Raw genomic sequence first — 24580 nt, 5'->3', positions numbered from 1 at the left:
GGCGCCGGCCGCTCCACCGACCCAACCCGCCCGCCCACTCGGGATCCTGACTATCCGTCAGTCTTGCGGAACGGACCCGATCCGGGCCGCCGGGTGCGGAGACCGCCGCGCGCCGCCCGCACGCCCCCGCAGCGCTCCCGGGCAGGGCGGTGCAGTCCTCGCACGGTGGTCACCAGCCGATTCCGGCCGCCACCGGCCGGTGGTCGCTGCCGTTCGCCGGGAGCACCCACGAGCTCCTCGCCTCCACGCCGCGGACCAGGATCTGGTCGATCCGTACCACCGGGAACCCGGCCGGCCAGGTGAAGCCGAAGCCGTCCCCGGCCGTCTCCTGGGCCGAGCGCAGCTGCGAGGTGAGGCCGTCGAACGCGCGGTCGTCCACGGTGCCGTTCAGGTCGCCGAGCAGCACCACCCGCCGGCTGGGGTCGGCGGCGACGGCCTTGCCGAGCGCCTGCACGCCGATGTTCCGCGAGGCCGTCCAGAAGCCGCTGCTGGGGAGCACCCGGACGGAGCCCAGGTGGGCCACGTACACCGTCAGCGGCCCGCGGTCCGTGGCCACCGTGGTGCGCAGCGCCCGGTTGGAGGCCAGCTTGTCGGCGGCCGGTTTGGTGTCGGCCAGCGGCCCGTAGTCCGTGATGTCGATCGTCCGGGTGTCGGACAGCGGCAGCTTGCTGAACAGCCCCACGGTGCCCTGCACCGTGTGGTACGGGTACGCCTTGGCCAGCTCCTCCTCGTACGTGCCCGTCGCCTGCTCGGTCAGCGCCACCACGGCGAGCACGTCCGCCCCGGAGGCGGCCAGGTCCCGTGCGGTGCGGGCCGGGTCGGGGTTGTCCGCGTAGACGTTCTCACTGGCCACGGTGAGGTCGCCGCCCGCGTGCGACTTGTCCGCGAGCAGCCCGCCGAAGAGGTTCAGCCACACCGCGACCGGCAGCACGAGTGCCAGGACCGCGGCGGCGGAGCGGCGCCACAGCGCCCCGGCCAGCAGCAGCGGGACGAACACGCCGAACCACGGCAGGAAGCTCTCCACCAGGCTGCCGAGGTTCCCGAGCCCCCGGTTCGGGATCTCCGCGTGCAGCAGCATGACCAGCCCGAGCAGCACCGCCGGCGCCGCGAGCACCCGGCCGCGCTTCCAGGGCCCCGGCCGGGAGGCGGCGCGCACCACCCGGCGGATCCGCGCCCGCCGGGCACCGGTGCCGGTCTCCCGGCGGCCGGCGCCGTCCGGTCCGGTCCCGGCCCTGTCCGCCTGCGTCGTCGTGTGGTTCATGCCGCCAGTCAACGCGGCCCGGTGTCGTCGACGCGTATGGGATTCTCGATACGACGACGATATGCGCCGGGCTCGTAGCATCGGGGCATGCGCGTGCTGATCGTCGAGGACGAACCCTTTCTCGCAGAAGCCATCCGCGACGGCCTGCGTCTGGAGGCGATCGCCGCCGACCTCGCGGGTGACGGCGACACCGCGCTGGAACTGCTGGGTGTCAACGCCTACGACATCGCCGTCCTCGATCGCGACGTCCCCGGGCCGTCCGGGGACGAGATCGCCCGACGCATCGTCTCCTCCGGCAGCGGCATGCCCATCCTCATGCTCACCGCTGCCGACCGTCTCGACGACAAGGTCTCCGGGTTCGAACTCGGCGCCGACGACTACCTCACCAAGCCGTTCGAGATGCAGGAGCTCGTGCTCAGGATCAGGGCACTCGACCGCCGGCGCGCCCACAACAGGCCACCCGTGCAGGAGATCGCGGGCCTGCGGGTGGACGCGTTCCGCCGCGAGGTCTACCGGGACGGCCGCTACGTCGCCCTCACCCGCAAGCAGTTCGCGGTGCTCGAAGTCCTCGTCGCTGCCGGGGGCGGTGTCGTCAGCGCCGAGGAACTCCTCGAACGCGCGTGGGACGCGAACGCCGACCCGTTCACCAACGCCGTGCGCATCACCGTCTCGTCACTGCGCAAGCGGCTCGGTGACCCCTGGATCATCGCCACCGTACCGGGGGTCGGCTACCGCATCGACGCGCAACCGGAGGCCGGGCCGGAGGGGGACGAACGTGGATAGGGCACCCGGGTTGAGCGTCCGGCTCAAACTCACCCTCAGCTACGCCGGGTTCCTCACGCTGGCCGGTGTCCTGCTGCTCGCGGCGGTGTGGGTGTTCCTCCTGCGCTACGTCCCCGACCGGGCGATGCTCATCGTCCCCACCGGTACCCCCGCCAACGGTGTGTTCCCCATCCGGTCCAACCTCCTGCGCGTGTTCGCTCCGAGGGCAGCCGCGGTGTCGGGGTTCCTCCTGGTGTTCGGCCTCGTGGGAGGGTGGATCCTCGCCGGCCGGATGCTCGCCCCGCTGACCCGCATCACCGAAGCCACCCGTCGAGCCTCGGCAGGCTCGCTGTCCCACCGGATCCGGCTCCCCGGCCGCAGGGACGAGTTCCGCGAACTCGCCGACGCCTTCGACAGCATGCTGGTGCGGCTCGAAGCCCACGTCGCCGAACAGCAGAGGTTCGCGGCCGACGCCTCGCACGAGTTGCGCACCCCGCTGGCGATCTCCAAGGCGCTTATCGATGTGGCCCGCTCCGATCCGAACCACGACCCCGGCGAGGTCATCGAGCGCCTCCACGCCGTCAACGCCCGGGCGATCGACCTCACCGAGGCGCTGCTCCTGCTCAGCCGCGCCGAGCAGCGGTCCTTCACCCGGGAACGCGTCGACCTGTCCCTCCTGGCGGAGGAGGCCACCGAGACCCTCCTCCCCCTCGCGGAACGGCACGGCGTCACCATCGGGACGTCCGGCGACATCGCCCCCGCGATCGGCTCGCGGGCGCTCCTGCTGCAGCTGACCATGAACCTCGTGCACAACGCGATCGTCCACAACCTCACGCGGGGAGGCGCCGTGTGGGTCGGCACCGGCGTGCGCCCCGACCGTGCAGTGCTCACCGTCGAGAACACCGGCGAACCGCTCACCCCGCAGCTGGTCTCCACCCTCACCGAACCGTTCCGGCGCGGCGCCGAACGCATCCGCACCGACCACGCAGGCGTCGGCCTCGGCCTGGCGATCGTCAGGACCATCACCGAGGCGCACGGGGGAACACTCACCCTCGCCCCACGCCCCGCCGGCGGGCTGCGGATCACCGTGGAACTGCCCGCGGCCGCCCCGCACGGCGGTGTCGGCGACCAGCCGGTCGGTCCGGACCAAGCCGCCCCGCGGCAGTGACCGCGGCGCGCCGGCCGGAGCGCCGCCCACCGCCCGACCCGGCCACCGCGCCCGGCGGCCAGGCCCGCGCCCAGGCCCCGCGACCAGACCCCCGCGCCCAGACCCCGCGCCCGGACCGGCGGCCAGGTTTCGCGGACGTCCACGACCCGCGGCGTCCCACTTCACCCGCGTGCTTCACCCGCAGGCACGCGGCAAGGGCGGGCGCCCCGGGGCCATCGAGGTCCTGGTGCCGTTCAGCGGACGGTGACCTGGACGCTCTTGGCGATGTCGCACCTGTCCCCCTCGTACTTCGGCACGCCGGCGCTGCAGCCCCCCGAGCCGAACAACCACGTCAGTGTGGTGGTGCCGGGCGCCAGGGCGCTGAAGGTCAGGTCGAACTCGGAGCCGCAGCCCGCTGCGGGCGGATCCGTGGGGCAGGGGTCGATGACGAAGTCCGGGCCGGGCCGCAGCACGCTGCCGTCGCCCGCCGAGTAGAGGTACCAGTTCTTCGGCCGGGCCCCACCGGTCGTTCTGACGCCGAGCTGCTGTCCGACCGCCAGCGTCACCGCGCTGGGCGGGTACGGGGAGGTGGCGTTCCACGCCTCGGTGGGGAGGGGCACCTCCACCTGCGGCCGGGTGGCGGTCGCGGCCGCGGTGACGACCGGGCCGGAGTCGGACCACCAGCCGTCGAGGTAGGAGACGAGCAGCAGGGCGACGCCCAGGAGTGCCGCCACGGCGGTGACGACGGTTCGGCGCATCAGTTGCCCTCTTCCCGGACCCGGCGACGCATGGCGACCAGTAGCGCGACCTCGGCCAGCCAGCGGGCGAACAGGACCTCGCGCCCGAGGTCCGCCCCGCCGGCCGCAGCCGCGCGCAGCCAGCCGCGGACCAGCTCGACCGGCTCCCGGCCGATCACCGGCTCGGGCAGGTCGAGCGCGCCGGCGAAGCCGCCGGCGCGGACGTACTGGGCCAGGACACCCAGCGGGTCGGGGCCGATGTGCAGGGCCTCGGCCTGGTAGGAAGCGGCGATCGCCGCCTCGCCGAAGAGAACCCGGCGCGGGACGCCGTCGATCAGCAGGCCGCGGGTAATGGCGGCCTCGACGTCGTAGCCGGTCATCAGTTCGGCGTCCGGGAGGATGTCGGTCATTTCGGCAGCTCCACGCCGTAGGGCCGGTTGATGTTCGCCGTGTCGGTGAGGCCACCGTCGTTGAGGTGGTTGTGGACGAACTGGTCCTCGGTCACCCACACCGACTGGCCCCACGGGTTGTAGACCTGCAGCCGGTCGCCGTCCCGGCCCACGATCACCATCTGGTGGTATTCGCCGTCCTTGCCGGCCGCCTTGCTGGCCTCGTCGAAGGCACAGAACGGCACCGGTTTGCCCTCGTCCAGGGCCTTCTCGATCCGGGTGACGGCCGCGCGCCGGTCGTCGTCGGTGTCCAGGTTGACGTACTCGTAGGTCGAGCCCGTGGCCTTCCCGAGGTTCTGGTCGGCGAGGAAGGTGCCGCCCTTCGGGCCGATCCCACCGCCGTTCTCCGGGTAGACCTTCTGGCTGCCGTCGGCCAGCTGGCCCTGCTGGTACTGACCGATGAAGAGCTGCTGGAGGCGCTGCTTGAAGTAGTCGGGCGAGTCGGCTCCCGGCACGTCGGTCATGTTGCCGGTGGTGAGCTGGAGCATCGTCACCGGGTCGAGTTTGAGACTCGCGACCACCGTGGAGGCGGCGACGCAGTCGCCGACGTTGCGCTGGCTGTAGACGTCGTAGCCGTCGAGGATCTGGGCGCCCTTGTAGTCCAGCCGTATCGCGTGGGTGGTGGACTCCTCCTGCAGGGGATCCGTCCCGAGCGCGGGGACCAGGTGCTCGGACAGCCAGCGCGGGTCGTCGCCGTGGGGGTGGATCAGCGCGGCGAACTGCTGGACGTCGGCCACCGAGTGGCCGGCCGCCAGGGCCTTCCAGAGGTAGGCGGCCTCCTCCGGTGACTTCGCGCCGGACAGCAGCTTCTGGAACGCGAGCTGGTCGGCGCCGTTCATCACGGACATGAACTGCTCGGCGCGGTCGAGCTGACCGTCCGTCAGGATGTAGTCGCCGTCCACCCCGCCGCCGGGGCCCTTCTCGTTCGCCAGCACCAGCGCCGCGAGAGGATCGATCGGCCCCTGTCCGGCGCGCTCGGTGCGGGCCCTCGCGGCGAGCTGGTTGAGCATGCTCGCGGCGTGGGTGCCGCTGCTCTCCGCCCGCTGGGCGGCCGAGATCCTGGTGCCCACGGCAGTGCCGGCGGGTTCGACGGCGGCGATGGCCTTGCCGATGTCGAAGGCGTCCTCGGCGAGGGACTTCTGCACGTTCTCCAGAGCGGTCACGCCCTGCGCGTCGGTGCTCTGCGCTCCTTCCAGATTGTCCGCCCAGGCGTTCAGCTCGGTCGCGGCCTGCTCCAACGACTTCTGGGAGACGGCCAGTTCGTTCGCCAGCGCCCGGACGGACTGGGTGGCGTTCTCGGCGACCGAGCCGGTCCAGGCGTTCGGCAACCGGTTGTCGGCGACCTCCCCGAGATCGGTGGACGCCTTGGCATAGGCCTTGGCGGTTTCCGCGTACGCCTTGGCCCGCTCCCGGATCACGCCCGGGTTTCCGGCCGGGCCGGGCACGGCCAGAGCCCTGTCGATCGCGCTGAGCAGCGCGATGCCGGCGAAGAAGCCGGAGCCGAGGTGCGTGATGTCCTGCTGCGCCTTCTGCAGGTCGGCGACCTTGCTCACCGGGACTGCGCCGGGGTCAGCGATGCGGCGATCTTCGTTTCCGCGGCCCGGTAGTTGGCGCTGGTGGCCGACATCTTCTGGGCCAGTTCCGCCAATGCGCGCTGGGTGACGTGCAGTTCCTGGCTCCAGTCGGTGTCGAAGCCCGCCCACGCCTGGTCGACACCGAACTCGCCGAAGTCGGCGGACTGGTAGAGCTTCTGCGCGGTGTAGGCCTGGTTGGCCGAGGCCAGGTCGGTTGCGACGTTGTCGAGTGCCGTGGTCACGTGGTCCAGCGCGACGGGCTGGACGGTGTACCCCACCGAGTCGGGCATCGGCTGCTCCCCCCAAGAAGCTCCATGGCTAGCCGTGATCGAACGAGCACGGTCGATGAGCATAGACGCTGCGGGAGGTGTGTCGGTTGCGGGGTCGGTCCGGCCGGTCGCGTCGGGTGCGCGGAGACCGCGGTCGGAGCCCGGGAACCACGGCGACCCGTGCGACGCAGGCGGAGTCAGCCTCGGCGCAGCACCCTCCCGGCCGCTGAGCGAGCCGACGGCCTGGTCGGGCCGACCCGGGCGGAGCCGGTACGGCGTGACCGCGCCGGCAGCAGCTCACCCCCCGTATAGTGCAGGCGTTTTGGGAACCGAAGGACCACGTCGCCGAGGAGGCCGTCACATGGAGCCCGTCACGCTGATCACTGGTGGATCGACCGGAATCGGCGCCGCCACCGCCCGCACCCTCCTCAAGCAGGGCCACCGGGTGGCGGTCACCGGGCGTGACGCGGGCAAGCTGGCCGCCTTCGCCGCTTCGGCCGGAGCGGGTGAGCAGTTGCTGACGATCACCGGCGACGCCGCCGAGGCGGAGGACGTCGCCGCCGTTGTGCGCCGCGTCGTCCAGGCGTGGGGCCGACTGGACAACGTCATTGCCAACGCCGGCTTCTCGCTGCCCGGCAACCTGGAGAGCGCCGCCCCAGAGGACATGCGCGCCATGGTCCTCACCAACGTTCTGGGCCCGGCCCTGCTGGTGCGCGAGACCCTGCCGCACCTGAGGGCGTCCCGGGGCCGGATCGTGTTCATCGGTTCCGTCGCCGGGATTCGCCACACGCCCGGCAACCTGTACTCCGTCACCAAGTGGGCTGCGCACGCGCTGGCCGAGAACACCCGACTGCTGGTTGCCAAGGACCGGGTCGGCGTGACCGTCGTGGCCCCCGGCGTGGTGGACACCCCGTTCTGGGCCGAGCGCGGCGGCACCCCCGAGGAGGCGATGACCCCGGAGCAGATCGCGGCCACGATCGTCTTCGCGCTCAACCAGCCCGCGGGCGTGGACATCAACCAGATCACCGTGCGGCCGACCGGGCAGCTCGGCTGACGGGAGTCACCGAGCAGTCGGCACCCGACCAGCCTCTATCGAGGCGGCGGCCGACGTCCCGGAATTCTGGGCTTCATCGGGGTGCGGCCGCCGGGCCGTCAGACTCCGGAGACGACGTGCGGGGTCTCGTGGTGTTGCGGGGGCACGGCATGGACGGCGGCGGGGAAGGCCTGTTCGGCCCAGATGATCTTGCCGTGCGGCGTGTAGCGGGTACCCCAGCGCTCGGTGAGCTGGGCCACCAGGAACAGGCCTCGGCCGCCCTCGTCGGTGCTCGCCGCGTACGTCAGGTGCGGAGAGGTGTTGCTGCCGTCGGAGACCTCCAGGATCAGGCTGCGGTCGCGCAGCAACCGGACCCGCACCGGCTCCGAGCCGTAGCGGATGGCGTTGGTGACCAGCTCGCTCAGGGCGAGCTCGGTGGCGAAGGACAGCTCGCCCAGGCCCCATCCGTCCAGCGTCGCCGTGCTCCACGCCCGGACGTCGGCGACGGCGGCCGGGTCGGACGGCACGGCACGCTCGACCACCCGCTCCGGGCCGAGCACCTCCGTCCTGGCGATCAGCAGTGCCACGTCGTCCTGCGGGTGCTCCGGCAGCAGCGCTTCCAGCACCGCCCGGCAGTTCTCCTCCGGATCCCGGTCGCGCTGCGACAGTGCCGCGCGCAGCAGGTCCATGCCGACGTCGAGGTCCCGGGTGCGCTCCTCGATCAGGCCGTCGGTGTAGAGCACGATCTGAGTGCCCTCGGCCAGCTGCATCTGGGCGGTCTCGTACGGCATCCCGCCCGCGCCGAGCGGCGGTCCGGTCGGCAGGTCCGGAAAGACGACCCTGCCGTCGGGGTCGACCAGGGCGGGCGGCGGGTGGCCGGCGGTCGCGACGGTGCAGAGCCGGGAGGTCGGGTCGTAGATCGCGTACAGGCAGGTGGCACCGGTGACACCGGTGCCGGTACCGCTGTCGGCCTCCTCCTGGTCGATCCGGTTGACCAGCTCGTCGAGGTAGCCGAGCAGCTCGTTGGGCGCCAGGTCGAGGGCGGAGAAGTTGTGCACGGCGGTGCGCAGGCGGCCCATGGTGGCCGCGGCGTGGAGCCCGTGGCCGACCACGTCGCCCACCACCATGGCCACCCGGCTGCCGGGCAGCGGGATCACGTCGAACCAGTCGCCGCTCACGCCGGACTGTGCGGGCAGGTAACGGTGGGCGACCTCCAGCGCGCTCTGGTCGGGCAGGGCCCGCGGCAGCAGACTGCGCTGCAGGGTCACGGCCATGGCGTGCTCACGGGTGTAACGGCGGGCGTTGTCGATGCTGACGGCGGCCCGCGCGACCAGTTCCTCGGCCAGCGAGCGGTCGTCGTCGTCGAACGGCTCCGGCTTCTGCGACCGCCAGAAGTTGACGACACCCAGGACGATGCCGCGGGCCCTCAGCGGGGTGGTGATCAGCGTGTGCACGCCGTAGTCCAGGATGTGCCCGGTCCACTCCGGGTCCTGGGCCTGCCAGCCGTGCGCGACCGCCAGATCGGGGACGACCTGCGAGCGGCCGCTGTCGAAGCCGCGGGCCATCGGGGAGGACGGGATGAAGGCGGTCAGCCGGCCGCGCGGGTAGAACGGGTGGTCGTCGCGGATGCCGTGGACGGCGGTCCGGCGCAGGTTGACGGCGCCACCGGTCGGCTCGTCGCCCTGAAGCACCGGGTCGGCGAGGTCGACGGTGACGAAGTCCGCGAAGCCGGGCACCGCGACCCGGGCCAGCTCCTCGGCGGTGCGCTCCACGTCGAGCGTGGTCCCGATGCCGACGCCGGCCTCGTACAGCAGGGCCAGGCGCCGGCCGGCCGTCTCGGCCTTGCCGGAGAGGGCCAGCAGCTCCGTGGAGTCGCGGATGGTCGCGACCGTCCCCATGGCGCGACTGTGCGGGTCGGTGGGCCGCTGGTTGACCACGATGAGCCGGCCCCCGACCTGGAGCAGTTCGTCGGTGACCGCCTGGCCGGACAACAGCAGGTCGGCGGTCTCGGGGGTGAGGCCCTCGATGTCGCCCAGGTGCAGACCCTCGGCGTGGGCGGGCAGGCCCAGCAGGTCGCGCGCCTCGTCGTTGGCCAGCAGCAGTTGCCCACCCTGCCCGACGATGACCACGCCCTCGCGGACCGCGTGCAGGACGGCGTTGTGGTGCTCGTACATCCGGGCCAGTTCCCCCGGATCCATGCCCCGGGTCTGGCGCCTCACCCGGCGGGCGATCAGAGCGGTGCCGACGGTGGCGACCGCGACGCCGGCGGCGCCGGTGCCGAGGATCAGCGGCAGTTGCCGGTTGTCGGCGGCGGTCACCTTCTGGACCTTGAGCCCGGCCGACACCAGCCCGGCGACCGACCCGTCCGGAGCGGTCACCGGCACGACCGCCTGGACCTCGTGGCCGAGCGGACCGTGCACGCTCTCGGTGTAGACCTGGCCGGCCAGGGCGGGGCCGATGGTGCCGACGAACCGCTGGCCGATCCGGTCCGGCATCGGGTGCGTGTAGCGGATTCCCTGGTCGTTCATGACGACGATGAAGTCGACGCCGGCTTCTTCGCGGGTCGCCTCGGTGATCGGCTGGAGAATCGCCGTGGGATCGGGCGACTTGAGGGCGGGGAGCAGACCGGGGGAATGCGCGAAGGTTTCCGCGACCGCGATCGACCTGTTCCTCGCCTCGGAATCACTGCTCCGCCGCGACTCCAGGACCTGCGCCAGGATCGCCCCGAGCACGAGCAGGACCACGACCACGAGCTCCAGGGCGAAGACCTGGGCGGCCACGCTCCGTCGGTTTCTCGCGATCAGTGGCTTTCTGGATACGATCCGCAATCGGTCGTTATGTTCGACCATGTTGTCATTTTTAGCACCACGGCGGCTGTTTTCCGGCAGGTCGCATTCGCCGTCTCATTCCTTGGATTCCTACCGTCCGCATTGTCGAACCTGGCCACTCACGCTCCGTGATCGCTCGGCCATGCCCGCCGCGCCCGCCATGCCCGCCATGCCAGGCAGATCAGGCAGATCAGGCAAGGCGTGCCGGGTTCACCGGTGCTCGGGGTTCTCGAAGCGGAGGAGCCAGTGAAGCGAGTAGCCCGGCATGGGCGCGTGGGTGCTGCGATGGTGCTGCACCGGTGACGTGCGGAGGAACGGCGATCTGGGCCTCTGGCCGCATGTCGATCGACTCGCTGCGATGGTGCTACACGAGGAAGGTACGGAGGAAGACGGCGTCGTGGAGCTGGTAGCGGGCCCGGACAACCCACTGCGATGTGTCACACCATGGTGCGGAACGACTACCTGGACCGGCGCCGACTACGATTAGGCTCGCGCGCTGCGATGGTGCCGCCGAAATGGCGCGAGGTGACGTTCGGGCCGCTCACCCAGTCCGGCCGGGCCCTGCGACTGCGATGGTGTCGCACCAGGGACGGTTTGGAGCGACGACGGTCCAACACCTCATCGACGGCACTCAATCCGCGCTGCGACGGTGCCGCACCGGGACGGTGCGGAGCGACGTGGATCGTCTGGTCGCCGGGCTCGGTCAGCTCGGGGCTGGTGAACGGCTTCGGCCAAGTCGGCTGTGTGTACACCGCCCAGGGCTTCGAGTACGACTGGAGCGGCGTCATCCTCGGGCCGGGCCTCGTTTGGCGCACCGACCGCTGGGTCACCGACCGGACGGCGTCCAAGGACCCCGTCTTCCGCAAGTCCACCACCGACGCCGACATCGACCGTCTGATCCGCAACACCTACAAGGTGCTGCTGACGCGAGGAATGATCGGAACGGTCGTGTACTCGACGGACCCGGAGACGCGCACCAAGTTGCGGGAGCTGGTCACCGGGCAGCAGGCAGGACAGATCGCGGTGGGGCAGAGCCGTCACGGCTGATGACCACTCGCTGATTCCAGGCGAGGCACACGGGTGCCGTCCAGTCTGCACGGTCGGTCACGGGCCACCCGGAACGGAGTCGGACGGCGCGAGGTCGCCGACGGGTCGGCGACCGTGCGCCGCTGTCAGCCCGGATACGCCGGGGTCAGGGGCTCCCTGGCCTCGCCCCGGAAGACCTGTTCGGCGTGCCACTGCCGGTGCCGGCCCGCGACCTGAGGAACCCCCGCTTGCGGGCCGATGACCGGCCGGCCGGCCAAGGCGAGCACATGCTGCCTGCTGGCCTCGCTACGCCCGACGAAGCGCTGCGAAACGAGTATGCGGCGCCCCTCCCCCAAGCCCAGAACGCCCTTGTCGAAGAGCTTGTGGTGCAACGAGCACAGGCACAGGCCGTTGTCGACCTCATCCGGCCCGTCGTACGACCACCAGCGCACGTGCGCCGCCTCCAGGCCGACCGTACTCGCGCCCAGCATGCCGTCGTAGCCGCAGAAGGCGCACTGGAACTCGTAGGCAGTCAGGACAAGTTCACGCATGCGCCGGTCCCGTTGCCGTCGCGCCGCCCGCTCCCTCCCGCCCGGGCCGCCGGTCGCACCTGCGGCCTCGACCGGGTCCAGGTCGAGGCCGACGGCTTCGCACAGCTCGGCGTGCAGTGACGGCGGGAAGTGGAAGTCCAGGAGCACCCGCGCCAGCCGGCCCAGGAGCGCCGGCTCCTTCCGCAGAGCCGTCCGCAACTCGGGCGCGAGCCTGCCGGTCGCGCCGCTCGAGCGGAGAACCCGCACTCCACTTCCCGGGCTCCCGAGCCCCTGGTCGGTCCTGACCTCCCAGACGCCGTCACTGACCAGATGATGGAACGGGTACGCAGGGGTCGTCGGATGGGACGGCCCGTACTCTTCGAGCAGCCGCTTCAGCTCCTGCTCAACAGCGCTGTACCTCAACTCGCCGTCAGCATCGCGCTGGAAGCTGCCCAGCGCGTACAGCAGCAACAGTGGTTTATGCGGCGCCCGAACCTCGTTGTTCGTCCACCGTCTCAGCTTCGCCACCCGTTCCAGCCAGTCCATGGCTGCCTAGCGTATGCCGGGACACCGACACCACATCAGTCTCAAGCCTCCGACAAGGACGTCGTCCTGGCGTCAGCGTCGTACACGAGATGCGGTCCCGGACCAATCGCGCAGTTCCACCATCCCATCCCCCAGCCTCACCACGTAGCACTCCCTGCTCCGTGCACCCCGAGATCCCCCAATGCGCCCTTGATCCACCGCGCCGATCAGCGGACTGTCAGACCCTGAGGTTGGTCATAGAACGATCGATCGGGGGATTCTCATGTCCGGCGCAAACTCCGCCAGTCCGTGGGCACGCACCACCTTCGGCCCTCTCGCCACCGAGGTCACAGCAATTGTGCCCGCATGCCTTGTCCGAGCTCACAAGCGCGCCCAAGGCGGCCACGAAAGCGTTCACACGCAGACGCTCGAAGCGTACGGACACGGGCTCTACGCCGCACAGTACGAGGAGCTATCGGCCGGTCTCTCGCAGCTTCCAGGTGTTGAGCTGGTCCGTCTCCAGGCGCGTACCGTCGCTGTTGTCGCCGGCCATGTCGTCTACCCCTACCGGTACGCGAAGAAGGACGTGCCCGTGACTGCTGCCAGACTCCGCAGCGCGTCAGGGCTTCGCGCTGACCTCATCCGCAGGCACGGTCCTGCCCCGCGTCAGGGAGAGCTGGATCTCGGTATCGACATGCCGGATGAGGACGAGCCTCATGCGGATCTCGCGCGCCTCTCGCCGGACACCAAGCTTGTTCTCGTCGCCTACGCCTGCTCGCTGGCTGACGGCGTGGTCCGCCTGGAATGGGGATCTGCGGAGCTTCGCCGCGAAGATCGATCGCTGATCTGGCACCGCCATGAGCCCTTGCCTATCCCGCGGCAGCGCTGACGTGAGACCTTCTCGCAGGTGGCCGCTGGAAGTTCGATCTTGTCACAAGTCGATCTGGTGAAGCTCACTTGCCGCACCGCCAAGGGGCGCGCGCTGTTCACGCCAGCGCACGGCGGCGGGTGATGGCGAAGTGATGGCAACTCAAACGCCGCGCTCTGCCAGCTGCCCTCTCCGAACGCTGGCAGCCATCGTGGGGTCAGGGGGTTTCCCCTTGAACGTGGACACCCTGGACACTGGATCTGTGATGATCCAGAGAGCAGGAGTTCCCGTTGGGGACCTACAAGTACTCGGCTGAGTTCCGGGCCGACGCCGTCGCGCTGTACCGCTGCAGCCCCGGGCGGACCGTCGCCTCGGTGGCCAAGGATCTGGGCGTGAACCACGAGACGCTGCGCCAGTGGATCATGGCCGCCGAGAAGGCGGAGACGCCCGAGGCGGTCGCGGATTCGGCGAAGGATGCCGAGATCGCCCGGCTGCGCAAGCAGGTCCGAGAGCTCGAGCAGGAGCGCGAGATCCTGCGTCGGGCGGCCAAGTATTTCGCGGGCGAGACGAACTGGTGAGTCGCTTCCAGTTCGTCCAGGATCACCACCGCGTCTTCGGCGTGAAGCGGCTGTGCCGGGTCCTGGAGGTCTCCCGGTCCGGGTTCTATCGGTGGCGCGGGGCCGCGCCTGCGCGGGCTGAGCGCGAGCGGGCCGACCGGGTGCTCGCGGAGCGGATCAGGGAGATCCACTCGGAATCGGACGGCACTTACGGCAGCCCGAGGGTCACCGCCGAGCTGGGGGACGCCGGCCGGACGGTCAATCACAAGCGGGTCGAGCGCCTGATGCGCGAACACGGCATCGTCGGCATCCACCTGCGCAAGAAAGGTCCGCACCACCGTCCCGGAACTCGAGGCGGTCCCAGTCCCGGACCTGCTCCAGCGGGATTTCACCGCCGAGGCGCCGAACACCAAGTACGTCGGCGACATCACCTATCTTCCGATAGGCAGCGGCCAATTTCTCTACCTGGCGACGGTCATGGACCTGCACTCGAAACGGTTGGCGGGCTGGTCGATCGCCGACCACATGCGAACCGGGCTCGTCTCCGACGCCCTGAAGGCGGCCGCCGCGACCAGGGGCGGTGACCTGCGCGGCGCGGTCTTCCACAGCGACAACGGCGCCCAATACTGTTCGAAGGACTTCGCGAAGGTCTGCCGCGAGCTCGGCGTCACCAGAAGCCGTGGGGCCGTGGGCACTCGGCGGACAACGCCGCCGGAGGCGTTCAACGCAACGCTGAAACGCGAGAGGCTGCGGGGCGCCAAGCGCTGGCCCGGCGCCCGCGCCGCCCGGCTCGCCGTGTTTCGGTGGATCAACCGCTACAACACCTGGAGAAGGCACTCCGCCCTCGACCACATGACCCCGATCGCCTACGAGCAGAGATCAGTTACGCTGGCCACGGCCGCATAGCACCCGGTGTCCACGTTCCTGGGGGAAGCCCCACCCCTTGGAATCGATCATCTAGCCAGGCCCTGCCCGGCCGATCATGAGGTGCGTACTCTTGCCTCGTGATTGATCACGGTATTGCTCTGCCCTACTACCGCCTCCATGTCGTGCCTGCGGTCGTGGCGCTGGCCAGCCCGACATGGCAGCGGGAGGTTTGGCTCGATCCGGATCAGTTCGAGGACCTCGACTACACCGTGCACGTGCTCTTCGACGACTTCTGCGATGCGGGCAATCCTCTGCCCTGGCTGGGACAGTGCCTTCGCAGCGAGGAGGAAGTCGAGCTGATGGTGCGTCTCGGTGCTGCCTACAGCGTGGTACAGGACTCGGTCGGCGCCGCTGCCCGCGACGAGGTCTATCTGGACTCACCAGGCTGGTCGGCCGTAGTCGCCGCGGCAGCCCGGTTGGCCCAGGTGCTGGTGTCCAATGATCACTCGGCGTTGAGCAAGCTGCATGACGCCGGGTATCGCTGGCCGCTCGACACCGAGCCAGATTCGTCCGAGACGGGAGACCAGCACGTCGATTCATGAGCGGAGCCAGATGACCAGGGCAGCGGTGAGTGGTGCTCAAGGGCGGCGGCGGGCGCGGACGAGGTGCACGTGCGCAGCAGCAGTGGGGTCGTACGGCGGTGGTGCCGCCGGGGTGGCGAAAACGTCGGGGCGTTCGTGGCCCGGTTGCGGACGCTGCGGGACGACGGCGGCACCGGGGAGGCCGAACTGCCCTACGGCGCAGGGCCTTTCGTCGCACTAGTGGACGGGGATGTGCCGGCGTCGGAGAAGCTGTCCGAGGCGCTACACCGGCTCTGTCCAGCGCCGGTGGGCGCGGCGCCGGAAGAGCTGGAGCGGCTGACGGCGGGGGATCTGGTTGCGGCGCTGGCGCCCCGGGGTTCCGCCACGTGCGCGACGCCGCCCACGCAGAAGACGCCTCCCGCATGCGCCCCGTTGGCCGCGGCCTCGCCCCCGACGAGTGGCTCAACCCGCAGTCCAGCCAGTCGATGACGGTCTGGTCCTCGTCGACCTCGGTCCGCCACGGTATCTCGTCGGTGCACTCGAAGTGGGATGCGAGACCGGACGCGCCCGGACCCCCGCTCGCCCTGCGGCTGCTGGTCACCAAACGGGTAGGGCGTCATCACGCACCAGGGCGATCAGCCCACGATCACGAGCAGCAGCCACTCCGAGCCCGGGGCGCGTGGCTGCCCTGATGGAGCCACTTCAACTCGCCGGCAGGGAGCGGGGCTCCCCCGGTAGATCGGACGCAGCGCCGTCCGGGCACCCGCTCCGCATGCGTCTCTTCACGAGAACCAGCTGACCATCGGCGAAGGCTGAGCACGTGACGAACAGAGCGGTGCGGCCCCGGATCGCGATGGACCGGGCGACCGTCCGTGCCCTGCCCAGCGCCGACACTGCGGCGTCGCCCCCGAGCGTGAGGACCACAACCTCCCGGAGCGCGACCCGCCGCCGCCCTCCCCCGCCCGCCGACAGCCGGCAGGTCCCGGTGCCGCAACCAAGGCCACGCGCAGCTACCGCCCTGATAGGGCAGCAGGCCGGTCGGCACCTGCGCACGATCCTACGGACGGTGGGCTGGGCGGGTCGCCGGTGCCGCAGGGTTGAGGTGGATGGACGCGGCGAAGTCGTCGAATGCGGCGGCCACGTGGGGGGGCTCCCGGCCTGGCGCCACGACCTTCCGGCTGGCGGTGACGAACTTCTCGATATCGCTCCATGGTGTCGTGAGATGGGCGCGGCCTTGGGGTGAGTCCAGGCTCAGACGCATCCTGCGGTCGGCGTGAGAGGCGAACGCGAGCGGATCGCTCCAGATCCGAACGTCGCCGGCACCGGTTGGGCTGGTGAGTCCGTCGGCGAGGAAAGCGCCGAACTCAGCGACCTGACCGGACGTCACCGCATCGCGTGTGCTCCGCGTTCCCGACAGCCCACGGCCAGGGCGTCACGGTTGCGGGGCGGGTTCGACGGCGTCGAAGCGAAGGCCGGCGGAGGGGCCGGAGACCAGGGGGGTTCGGGTGCGGCGGTTCCACAGGACGGGGGCGCCGGTGGTGGTGCGGGCGAGCAGGATGCGCCGTTCCAGCCGGATGCCGCCGGGCGGGATGCGGTGCGGCGCGAGTTCGTGGGCGCGGCCGGCGGGATCCGCCGGGTCGAGCAGGAAGCCGGACCGGGGTGGGTCGCAGCGGGTGGGTGTCCCGTCGGAGGCCACCGCGACGAGGCGACCCTGGAGGTAGCGGATCCGACCGGGCCCTTGGCCGTCCCGCCGCTCTTCGAGGGTGTACGGGTACCAGGCCTGCGGCACGTCGGTCGCGGTGACGTAGCGCAGGGTGGGCGGCTGGCCGAGCGGCTGGTCCTCGGGGACGGGGCCGTCGCCGGTGGTCCGCTGCCCGTGGTCGACGGCTCGTCCGTCCACGATCTCCTCGACCGCCCAGACCAGTTCGGCGTCCTCGTCGGCGCCGATGGTGACGACGTCCAGCGGGTCGCCGGTCAGCGGGTTCTCGGCGACCGGCCAGATCGGCAGCCGGCGGCCGTCGAGGCCGTGGACCCGAAACAGGGACCAGTCGGGGTTCGGGGCGGGCACCGTCCAGGTCTGGCCGAAGCTGTCGAGGACGGTCAGGTTCTCGACCACGAGAAGGTGGCCCGCGCGGGCCGGGATCGGGGCGAGGAACCAGTCGTCGCCGTGGCCGAGGACGATGTCCAGGACGAGGGCCGCGGCGAAGTGGGCGCGGTCGGGCGGGAGGGCGCCCAGGTCGCTGAGGTGGTCCTCGATCTGCCACCAGCGGGGTGCGGGCGAGCCGGGCAGCCGGAAGCGTTCCGGCCAGGCGGACGCGTGCTGCGCCTCGCCGCCGGTTCCGGGGGTGGCCGCGAGGGCGTCGACGGTCCACCAGTCGGTCTCGCCGCCGTCGTGGGCGGGGACGTTCAGCGTGCCCTCGGCCGTGGGGAAGGCGGTGGTGTGGTCGAGTTCGTCGGCCTGCCAGGTGTCCGGCAGTGGGGCGGGTACCTCAGCGAATACGGCGGCGATCGCCGGGTCGGCCAGCAGGACACCATCGTGGACGATCGAATGCCCGTCGTAGCCACGTCCGTTGAGTGCGGCGTACGGCTCGGTGAGGCCGGTGAACAGGTGCGCGGCGGGCAGCGGCGAGCGGGCTGCCCGCGAGGCGGCGCGGCCCAGCCGGATCCGTCGGCCGACGGTCCACCAGTCCTCGGGGCCGGTCTCGATGGCGGCCTCGGCGGGGACGGTGCGCGGGTCGAAGGAGGGCCGGTCGGCGATCGGGCCGATCGGCACGTGCCGGAGGTCGGCGGTCACGCGGACGGGGCTGGTCGCGTTCTCGCCCTGGTGCTCGCCGAGCTGCCACTGCCGGCCCACCAGCCAGGCGGGGTCGGCGAGTTCGGCGGCGAATCCGCGTTCCGGGTCGCCGACCGGTCGGGCCGGTTCCAGCCGCAGGTGAAGGCAGTCCGTGAGCTTGTTCATCGCCGGTTTCCTCCGTTCGTCACCAGTCTCCGAGGTCGGCGTCAGGGCGGTACTGGAAGCCGCCCTCCTCGAAGGCGGGCAGCAGGCCGGTGGGCAGCAGCAGGTCCAGCAGGCCGAGGTCCTCGCTGCGGGCCATTCGGGCGTGGGCGCTCAGCCGGGCCTCGGCGACGATCGCGGGCAGTTGGTCCGCGTCGAGGGTGCCGTCGGGCACGGGGGGCACGGCGAGCAGGACGGCCTGGGGCGGGCGGGCGGCCGGGGCGGTGAACGCGAAGGCGGCGTCGGCAGTTTCGGGGGACTGACCCATCTGCCCAGGCACGTACGAGGGGACGGTCTCGGCCCAGGTGTCGAGCACGCCGACCGCCACTTGGCCGGCGGCGGGCAGCGGGCGCGGGCCGAAGGCCACCAGCAGGCGCGGGTCGCCTCCCGCCGGGCCGCCGGCGGGGCGGGAGGCCAGCGGCTTCCGCAGCCACGGGTCTTCGGGGTGGGTGCCGGAGATCGCGAGCCGGGGCACCTGGTCGAGGTCGCAGCGCGCCTGGTGGGCCTCGATCCGGGCGAGCACCGGGCGGACGGCAGCGATCAGCTCCAGCCACTGCTGTTCGAGCGTCCCGGGGTCCGGTGCGATCGGACCGAGCTTCGCAAGGTCGAGGCCGGAGAGGATCGGCAGCCGGTCGTGGCCGACGGCCAGTCGGCCGAGGTCGGCGGCCAGGTGCGGGACGGGCCGGTCCGGTCCGGCCGCTCCGAGCGCGGCGAGGCGGCTGTCAAGGGTCTGCCGGGCCCGGTCCTGGCGGTCCTCGGGCGTGCCGTCGGCGGTGGGGGCGATGCCGAAGGCACGGGCGCGGGTCAGGCTGTCGGGGGTCCGGTTCCCCAGGTCCTGGGAGAGCCGGCGGGCGAGGGCGGTGAGGGAGTCGAGCCGGATGGTCAGGGTCGCGGCCACGTGGGTGTCGAGCGCGGGGTCGTCCTGCCCGAGGTCGGAGGCGGCGGGCGGCCGGGCGGCGAGGGTGGCGGCCAGGCGGCGGACCAGCTCCGGTCCGTCCGGAGGGTGTACGGCGGAGGGCTTACCGGTCCCGGTCCCGGGGCCGGTCCCGGGGCCGGTCCCAGGGCCGGGGCCGGCGGCTTCGGCGGCCAGCCGGTCGAGGTCGGCGGGGCTGAACGCGAGGGTGTCAGCCGGGGTGAGCCCCAGGTCCTGGAGGGTGACCTTGACGGGGCCGGCGGCGGTGTCTGCGGTCCAGGTCCACGGCGGTCCGGCCGGGGAGCTCGCGGCGCCGTCGAGCCAGTCGGCGAGCGCCGGGCTGGCCAGGACGACGGGCGAGCCGCCGGGCGGCGCGCGGTCGGGCAGGACGGCGAGCACGGTGGTGTGGACGGTGCGTCCGGGGCGGCGGGTGCGCAGCACCTCCAGATCGGGCGGGGTGGCCAGCCCGGCGGCGGCGTCCATGGTGCGCCCGGCGGCCTCCGGGCGGCCCCGGACGATCTCGTGGACGGCTTCGGTGACCAGCAGGTCGGCGTAGGTGTCGACGACGGTTCCGAGTTCCTGGACGGCCCGCAGCTGGGCCTGGGTCAGGTTGACCGGCGGGCCGGTCAGCTCACCACCGGGCGACCCCGACTCCCCGGAGCCGGGCGCAAGGGTGCCCTTCCGCCCGAGCGCCGCCCGCAGCACGGCCAGCCCGTCGCAGGTGCGCCGCCCGGCGTGTTCGGTGCGCTGGGGGTAGGCGGCGCGGACCCGGTCGATCACGTCGCGGGCGGCGAGGGCCTGCTCCACGAGCCGTCCGACCGCCTCGCCGGGGTGCGCCCCGATGCGGATCTCCTCGGCGAGCCGGGCGGCGGCGCGCACCTTGGCGGAGTCGACGGCGAGCTGCCAGGTGGGGCCGGGGTGGCGCAGCGCCTGGTCGCGCAGCAGGACGGCGGTGCGGGCCTGGACGTCGGAGGGCGCGAGCAGGAAGCCGATGTCGGGGTACGGCCCGGGTTTGCCGGTGAACGGCTGGTCGACCCAGGCGTAGAGGCCGAGCGGTCGGGGCGCGCCGGCGGGGGTGTCGGCGAGCCGGTGGTGGGCGAGGCCGGTGGTCCAGGGGTCGATCCGGTGGCCGGCGGTGTCGAGCAGGGCGGCGAGGGAACGTTCCAGGGCGGCGATCTCGGCGCGCTGCTCGGCGGGTTCCCGGCCGCTGAACTTCTCCGACCAGCGGCGCAGCCCGTCGAGGGACGTGGCGAACCGGTCGTAGGCGTCCTGTCCGGGGCCGGAAGCGGGCGTGCCGAGGGCTGCCATGGCGCGCACGCCGAGGGCGTCGTCGCCGGGGCGGGTGACGGGTTCGGGGGTGGTCGGGCCGGTGGTCCGGCCGGTGACGGCTTCGAGGCCGGTGACGACGAGCAGCCGGAACAGCAGCGAGGAGGGCCACCAGTCGATCGACGGTTCGGGGGCAAGGAGTTGACGCAGTTCGGTGGCCGTCGGTCGGCCGGGGGTGAACACCCCGGCCAGGTAGCGGTGCATCTCGGCCAGCCACCGGGCGGGGGCCTCGGCGAGCATGGCCCGGGCCGTGCCGATGGGCATCCGGGGGTCGGCCCGCGGCGAGCCGGTCGGTGCGGGCAGGACCAGCCCGAGATCCAGCGGGATGCTGACCCCGCTGCCGACCGGCATGGTGCCGGGGCGGGCGCCGAGCAGCGGGACGACGCCCTGCTTCGCGGTGTGCTTCCACCAGCGGACGGCCCGGTCGAACTCGGCAGGAGAGAGGACAGGGGGTCCGAGGGTGTCGAGCAGGAAGACGAGGCGCAGGTCGTGGTCGGCGGACAGGGGTGTACGGGCCAGCAGGTCCCACAGCTGCGCGGTGGTGGCGCCGATGACCGTCGGCGGCGGGGCGGGGGTGCCGGGCGGGCCGGCAGGGGAGGCGGCGGCATCGGCGACGGCCTGGCGGACGGCCGGCAGGTGCGCCGCGAGGGCGGCCTCGACGGGGACGGGCTCCGGGGCGCTCTGCCACCCCGTCAGGGTGGTGACCGGCCACAGGCCGTACGGCTGGGTGCCGATCCGGACCGGTGGCCAGGGGCCCTGTGGCCGGAGCCACTGCTCGGCCCATTCGCCGAGGTGGGCCGCCGCGTGGCCGTCCGGGCCGACGACCTCCCAGAGGTGGTGCAGGGCGTGTCCGAACAGGGCCGGGAACAGCAGGGTGAGCAGGTCGTCGTGCGGCCAGGTGCCGGGGGTGTCGGTGCCGGGGAGGCGGCCGAGGCGGTTGGGGTCGCCGGTGAGGGCGAGGGAGAGGGCGGCGTCCTGGTCGCTGCGGGGGTGTTCGGCGAGCTCACGCCAGATTCGGGGGTCGGCGGCGAGGTCGGCGGCCGGGGCTCCGGCCACGGTGTGCACCGGGGTGCCGGTGGCGGCCAGGCCCAACCGGCCGGCGGCGAGGTGGCGTTCGAAGAGGTCGGCGGCCGGGGTGGCGCCGAGCCCGGTGACGTACAGGCAGTGGATCGCCTCGGGGGCGATGCCGTGGGCGTCGAGGTCGACGGTGAAGGTGAGTCCGGCGGCTGCGAGGGTCTGCCAGGTCAGCCAGGTGCCGTCGGGTTTCGGGTCGAGGTCGAGGGTGCCGACGGTGCTGTCGGCGAGTCTGACCGGCGGAGGCGTCCCGGTGTCGGCGTACAGCGTGATGAGTTCGGGCAGCCCGAAGAGCTCGGTACGGCGCGGCCCGGGCACGGGCGTGATGCCGCCGGGGAGTTCGGGGCCGTTCGGGCCGGGGACGGGCGGGAAGGTCTGGGCGAGCCAGCGGGCCCGGCCGGAGCCGAGCTGGCCGGCGAGCCGGTCGAAGGCGGCTGCCGCGGTGGGGGTGGCGGGTGCGCCGGGGGTGCCGAGCAGCGGGCCGCCCGCGGCCTGGACGGCGAGCAGGAGGAGGGCGAGTTCGTCCGGGGTGGGGTTCGGGGCGTGCCGGTCGTACCAGCAGACGTCGGGGATGACCAGGACCTGGAGCCGGTGGGTGGTCGCCGGGTCACCGGGGCGGGTGGGGATCGGTTCACCGGGGCCGTAGAAGCGGGTCTCCAGCCCGGCGGGCAGCAGGACGGCGCTCGGGGCCCGCATCACGCACCCCCTGCCAGGTCGCGGCCGTTGAGCAGGACCCGGACGGGCGGGTCCAGGCTCTGGGCGGCGATCGTCTGGGACGGCCCGGAGGGGGTTCCGTTGACGAGGGGCGTCATCGCCGTGCTGCGGAAGCGGAAGCCGGGCGGGGCCTGTTCGACGACCACGAAGTACGTGTCGGCGAGGGTGCCCGGGTCGATGTCGAAGGCGTACAGAACGAGGTCCGGGGTGATCCGGGCGGCGAACGCGGGCTCCTTGCGCAGGCCCGGTTCGATGTCCGCCTTCTTCCAGTCGTCGTGCTGCGCGGCCAGGTAGACGAGGGTGCCGGGGTAGCGGCGGAACAGGTCGGTGCGGAAGGCGATGACCAGCCGGCGGCGGGCGGTCCCGCCGGGGCCGTGGCTGTCGTCGCCGAGCGGCAGGCGGCGCGGGTCGGTGGCCGGGTCGGTGCTGCCGGGCGGGCCGGTCCAGGCGTCGATCCCGGTGATGTCGGTGTCCGTGAGCAGCGCCGCCGGGTCGGTCCCGGAGGGGGCGTAGCGGTCCCAGAACCGGCGCAGCGGGGTGCAGCCGGTCGGCAGGCGCAGGTTGTGCCAGCGCAGTTCGCCGAGGGCCTGGGTGTTGGCGCCGGTCAGGAAGGCGTCGACGAAGACGGGGTTGGCGGCCAGCCCGACGACGTCGCCGTCCTCGAGGGTCTCGGCGCCGGGCAGCAGCCACTCCCGGCCGGTGTCGCGCAGCCAGCTCCAGACCGCGACGTCCAGCGGCAGGCAGGGCTCGCGCGGGGCGAGCGGCTGCGGGTCGGGCGGGTCGATGGTGCTCAGCACCCGGGGGACGGCCACCGGGTCGGTGGTGGGGTCGAAGGCCCGGACGAGCGTGGCGGCCAGCGCCGCCTGGTCGGTGGGCCGGGGCCGGGGGCGCTGCTTCCCGCCGAGCCGTGCGGTGGCGCCGGTCACCCCAGGGGGGCGGTCGGCGCGGGCGAGTACGGTCATCAGGTCGTCGCTGGTGCGCACCGGTTCGCCGCCGACCCCGCCCAGCGCCTCGGCGAGCAGGTCGGCGTGGGCCACGCCGGTGGTGAGGTGCGGGTCATCGGCGGCCTCGGCGGGGCGGTGGACGGCGGGGCGTTCGGCACCGGCCGCGGCGAAGAGCGCGGTGCCGTCGAGCGCGCCCGTGGCGCAGTGGCGGTAGCGGGCCGCGCCGGGGCGCAGGACGCGCCGGGCGGCGCTGGTGAACAGTGCGCGGGGCAGGATCCGGTCACCGCCGGCGACGAGGTCGAGCAGCGGGTCCTGGCGCGTCGGGTCGTCCCCGGTGGCGGCGATCCGGCCCAGGGAGAGGCCGAGCGTCCGGAGCTGGTCGGCCTGGCTCACCGGGCCTCGGATCTGCCAGAGCGACCGGGCCGCGGCGAGGCCAGCCACCAGGGCAGAGACGCGCTGGTTGGCGGCGGCGGTGGCGCCGGCCCGATCGGCGGCGGCGGCCGTGATCTCGTCCTGGAGGGCGACGGCGGCGCTCAGGCCGAGGCCGGCCACGGCGCGGTGGCGGGGGTCCTCGTTGAGCTCCCGCGTCCAGCCGCCGGGCGCCGCACCGTCCAGCGGGCGGCCGCGCCAGGCCTCGCCGTACACGGGCGGGCGCAGGTAGGGCCGGCCGACGAGGTCCCTGCCCCGGCAGTTCGGGTCGGTGCTGCCGGTGCAGCTGCCGTCGGGGTCGAAGCGCAGCAGCTCGGCCAGCCGCGCGGCGGCCTGGTCGGGGCGGGGCCCGTCCGGGTCGTCGATGCCGGTGAGGGCGCCGCGGACCTCGACGCCGGTGGTGGTGCCCGCGAGTTCGGGGCCGATCCGGACGGTGATCCGGCCGAACTGGCGGTGACCGGGGGCGGCGTGCAACTGCTCGGCGACGGCCTGGAAGTCGGTCGTGCTGTCGACCGTCCGGAACACCCAGTGGTGGAACACGGGCACCCGTACGCTCGCCGTGCCGGCCCAGCGGTCGGCGCCGTCCGGGGCGAACGCCGGTACCAGCAGGGCGTGGTAGGTGGTGTCCGGGGTCAGGCAGGCCAGGGACGTGCCGTGCTGTTCGAGGCGGCGCAGGCAGAGCACCCGGCCGATCGGCCGGTCCGAGCCCGGGGCCTGCTGGAGGTGGGCGCTCCAGGCCGACTCGGCCAGGGGGTGAGCCTGTTGGAGCGGCACGCCGAGTTCGACGGTGCCGTCGCCGAGCGGGACGAACTCGTCGGCGGTCACGGCCAGCAGGGCCAGCCAGGGCCGCATCTGCCCGTCCGGTCCGGCCCCGGCCGGGCTGTAGCGCCAGGGCAGGTCCGGTTCGGCGAACTCGGCGTACGGGCAGTACACGACCTCGGCCTGCGACTCGCCCGGCCGGGGGTAGCGAGCGGTGACCGCGCCGGGCAGCAGGCCCTGGACGTCCGCCGGGCCGTACAGCGCGAACCGGACGGACCCGGTGGTCGGAGGGCCGCCCGAAGCGGTGGCGCTGAGCTTGACCTCGCCCCTGGCCCGGCCGCCCCCGGTGGTGGTGAGGGTCGCGCCGCCCCGGCGCTGCCAGGCGTGGAAGGTGTACGGCGGTGTGGTCATC

The 24580-nt window shown here is 72.7% G+C and carries 17 protein-coding genes and 1 pseudogene; 7 read left to right on the top strand and 11 right to left on the bottom strand.

Features of this window, described 5'->3' with window-relative positions:
- Nucleotides 1–169 precede the first annotated feature (169 nt).
- Nucleotides 170–1261, bottom strand: coding sequence for an endonuclease/exonuclease/phosphatase family protein (locus IF30_RS0103090; RefSeq protein WP_030231504.1), 1092 nt, complete (start codon nucleotides 1259–1261; stop codon nucleotides 170–172).
- A gap of 87 nt (nucleotides 1262–1348) precedes the next feature.
- Between IF30_RS0103090 and IF30_RS0103085 the strand changes: the two genes are divergently transcribed.
- Together IF30_RS0103085 and IF30_RS0103080 are read left to right on the top strand one after the other, a co-directional pair.
- Nucleotides 1349–2044: a response regulator transcription factor gene (locus tag IF30_RS0103085; RefSeq protein WP_030231502.1), complete on the top strand. Its 696-nt coding sequence runs from the start codon at nucleotides 1349–1351 to the stop codon at nucleotides 2042–2044.
- Nucleotides 2037–3191, top strand: a complete 1155-nt coding sequence (locus IF30_RS0103080) for a sensor histidine kinase (RefSeq protein ID WP_078891085.1) — start codon at nucleotides 2037–2039, stop codon at nucleotides 3189–3191. Before IF30_RS0103085 ends, IF30_RS0103080 begins: the two co-directional genes overlap by 8 nt.
- Before the next feature lie 233 nt (nucleotides 3192–3424).
- On the opposite strand, the gene IF30_RS0103075 is transcribed toward IF30_RS0103080, so the two are convergent.
- From IF30_RS0103075 to IF30_RS0103060, 4 genes are read right to left on the bottom strand one after another with little or no spacing between them, the layout of a single operon-like run.
- Nucleotides 3425–3928, bottom strand: coding sequence for a hypothetical protein (locus tag IF30_RS0103075; RefSeq protein WP_030231497.1), 504 nt, complete (start codon nucleotides 3926–3928; stop codon nucleotides 3425–3427).
- Nucleotides 3928–4317, bottom strand: coding sequence for a hypothetical protein (locus IF30_RS40905; RefSeq protein ID WP_051709072.1), 390 nt, complete (start codon nucleotides 4315–4317; stop codon nucleotides 3928–3930). Before IF30_RS40905 ends, IF30_RS0103075 begins: the two co-directional genes overlap by 1 nt.
- Entirely contained in the window at nucleotides 4314–5909 is a 1596-nt protein-coding gene (locus tag IF30_RS0103065) for a hypothetical protein (RefSeq protein ID WP_030231494.1), read from the bottom strand. Before IF30_RS0103065 ends, IF30_RS40905 begins: the two co-directional genes overlap by 4 nt.
- A complete protein-coding gene (locus IF30_RS0103060) occupies nucleotides 5906–6220 on the bottom strand; it encodes a type VII secretion target (protein ID WP_030231491.1) in 315 nt (104 codons plus the stop codon). The genes IF30_RS0103065 and IF30_RS0103060 overlap by 4 nt, the downstream gene beginning before the upstream one ends.
- Before the next feature lie 340 nt (nucleotides 6221–6560).
- Between IF30_RS0103060 and IF30_RS0103055 the strand changes: the two genes are divergently transcribed.
- Nucleotides 6561–7253 (top strand): SDR family oxidoreductase, encoded by a 693-nt coding sequence (locus tag IF30_RS0103055; protein WP_030231489.1) that lies wholly within the window; start codon nucleotides 6561–6563, stop codon nucleotides 7251–7253.
- A gap of 98 nt (nucleotides 7254–7351) precedes the next feature.
- On the opposite strand, the gene IF30_RS0103050 is transcribed toward IF30_RS0103055, so the two are convergent.
- Nucleotides 7352–10081, bottom strand: coding sequence for a SpoIIE family protein phosphatase/ATP-binding protein (locus IF30_RS0103050; protein ID WP_051709071.1), 2730 nt, complete (start codon nucleotides 10079–10081; stop codon nucleotides 7352–7354).
- Nucleotides 10082–10492: 411 nt separating this feature from the next.
- Here IF30_RS0103050 and IF30_RS50125 point away from each other — a divergent pair, with 411 nt between their 5' ends.
- Entirely contained in the window at nucleotides 10493–11107 is a 615-nt protein-coding gene (locus tag IF30_RS50125; protein WP_324605599.1) for a DNA/RNA helicase domain-containing protein, read from the top strand.
- 125 nt (nucleotides 11108–11232) lie between these two features.
- Here the strand turns inward: IF30_RS50125 and IF30_RS0103040 are convergent, their stop codons facing one another.
- A complete protein-coding gene (locus tag IF30_RS0103040) occupies nucleotides 11233–12162 on the bottom strand; it encodes a phosphorothioated DNA-binding restriction endonuclease (protein ID WP_030231480.1) in 930 nt (309 codons plus the stop codon).
- A gap of 262 nt (nucleotides 12163–12424) precedes the next feature.
- Here IF30_RS0103040 and IF30_RS44850 point away from each other — a divergent pair, with 262 nt between their 5' ends.
- The 3 genes and pseudogenes from IF30_RS44850 (at nucleotide 12425) to IF30_RS0103015 (ending at nucleotide 15035) form a co-directional block, all read left to right on the top strand.
- Nucleotides 12425–13030 carry a hypothetical protein gene (locus tag IF30_RS44850; RefSeq protein ID WP_078891084.1) on the top strand — a complete coding sequence of 202 codons (606 nt, stop codon included), beginning with the start codon at nucleotides 12425–12427 and terminating at the stop codon, nucleotides 13028–13030.
- Nucleotides 13031–13299: 269 nt separating this feature from the next.
- Nucleotides 13300–14472: pseudogene (locus tag IF30_RS40900) on the top strand (IS3 family transposase).
- Between the two features lie 98 nt (nucleotides 14473–14570).
- Complete coding sequence (locus tag IF30_RS0103015; RefSeq protein ID WP_234322558.1) at nucleotides 14571–15035, top strand: SCO4402 family protein; 465 nt, start codon at nucleotides 14571–14573, stop codon at nucleotides 15033–15035.
- A gap of 1036 nt (nucleotides 15036–16071) precedes the next feature.
- Here IF30_RS0103015 and IF30_RS50740 read toward each other — a convergent pair.
- Genes IF30_RS50740 through IF30_RS0102990 form a run of 4 tightly spaced genes read right to left on the bottom strand, consistent with a single transcriptional unit; the run spans nucleotide 16072 to nucleotide 24579 of the window.
- The gene (locus IF30_RS50740; protein WP_030231466.1) at nucleotides 16072–16401 is read right to left on the bottom strand and encodes an SsgA family sporulation/cell division regulator; all 330 of its coding nucleotides are present in this window, start codon (nucleotides 16399–16401) and stop codon (nucleotides 16072–16074) included.
- A gap of 45 nt (nucleotides 16402–16446) precedes the next feature.
- The gene (locus IF30_RS0103000; protein WP_030231464.1) at nucleotides 16447–17973 is read right to left on the bottom strand and encodes a hypothetical protein; all 1527 of its coding nucleotides are present in this window, start codon (nucleotides 17971–17973) and stop codon (nucleotides 16447–16449) included.
- A 19-nt stretch (nucleotides 17974–17992) separates the two neighbouring features.
- Nucleotides 17993–22018 (bottom strand): hypothetical protein, encoded by a 4026-nt coding sequence (locus tag IF30_RS0102995; RefSeq protein ID WP_030231461.1) that lies wholly within the window; start codon nucleotides 22016–22018, stop codon nucleotides 17993–17995.
- Nucleotides 22018–24579: a hypothetical protein gene (locus IF30_RS0102990; protein WP_030231457.1), complete on the bottom strand. Its 2562-nt coding sequence runs from the start codon at nucleotides 24577–24579 to the stop codon at nucleotides 22018–22020. The genes IF30_RS0102995 and IF30_RS0102990 overlap by 1 nt, the downstream gene beginning before the upstream one ends.
- Nucleotide 24580 lies beyond the last annotated feature (1 nt).

The sequence above is a fragment of the Streptomyces sp. NRRL S-350 genome (assembly GCF_000719705.1).
In the GTDB taxonomy this organism is placed as follows: domain Bacteria; phylum Actinomycetota; class Actinomycetes; order Streptomycetales; family Streptomycetaceae; genus Kitasatospora.
This window is presented reverse-complemented; position numbering and strand designations above follow the sequence as displayed.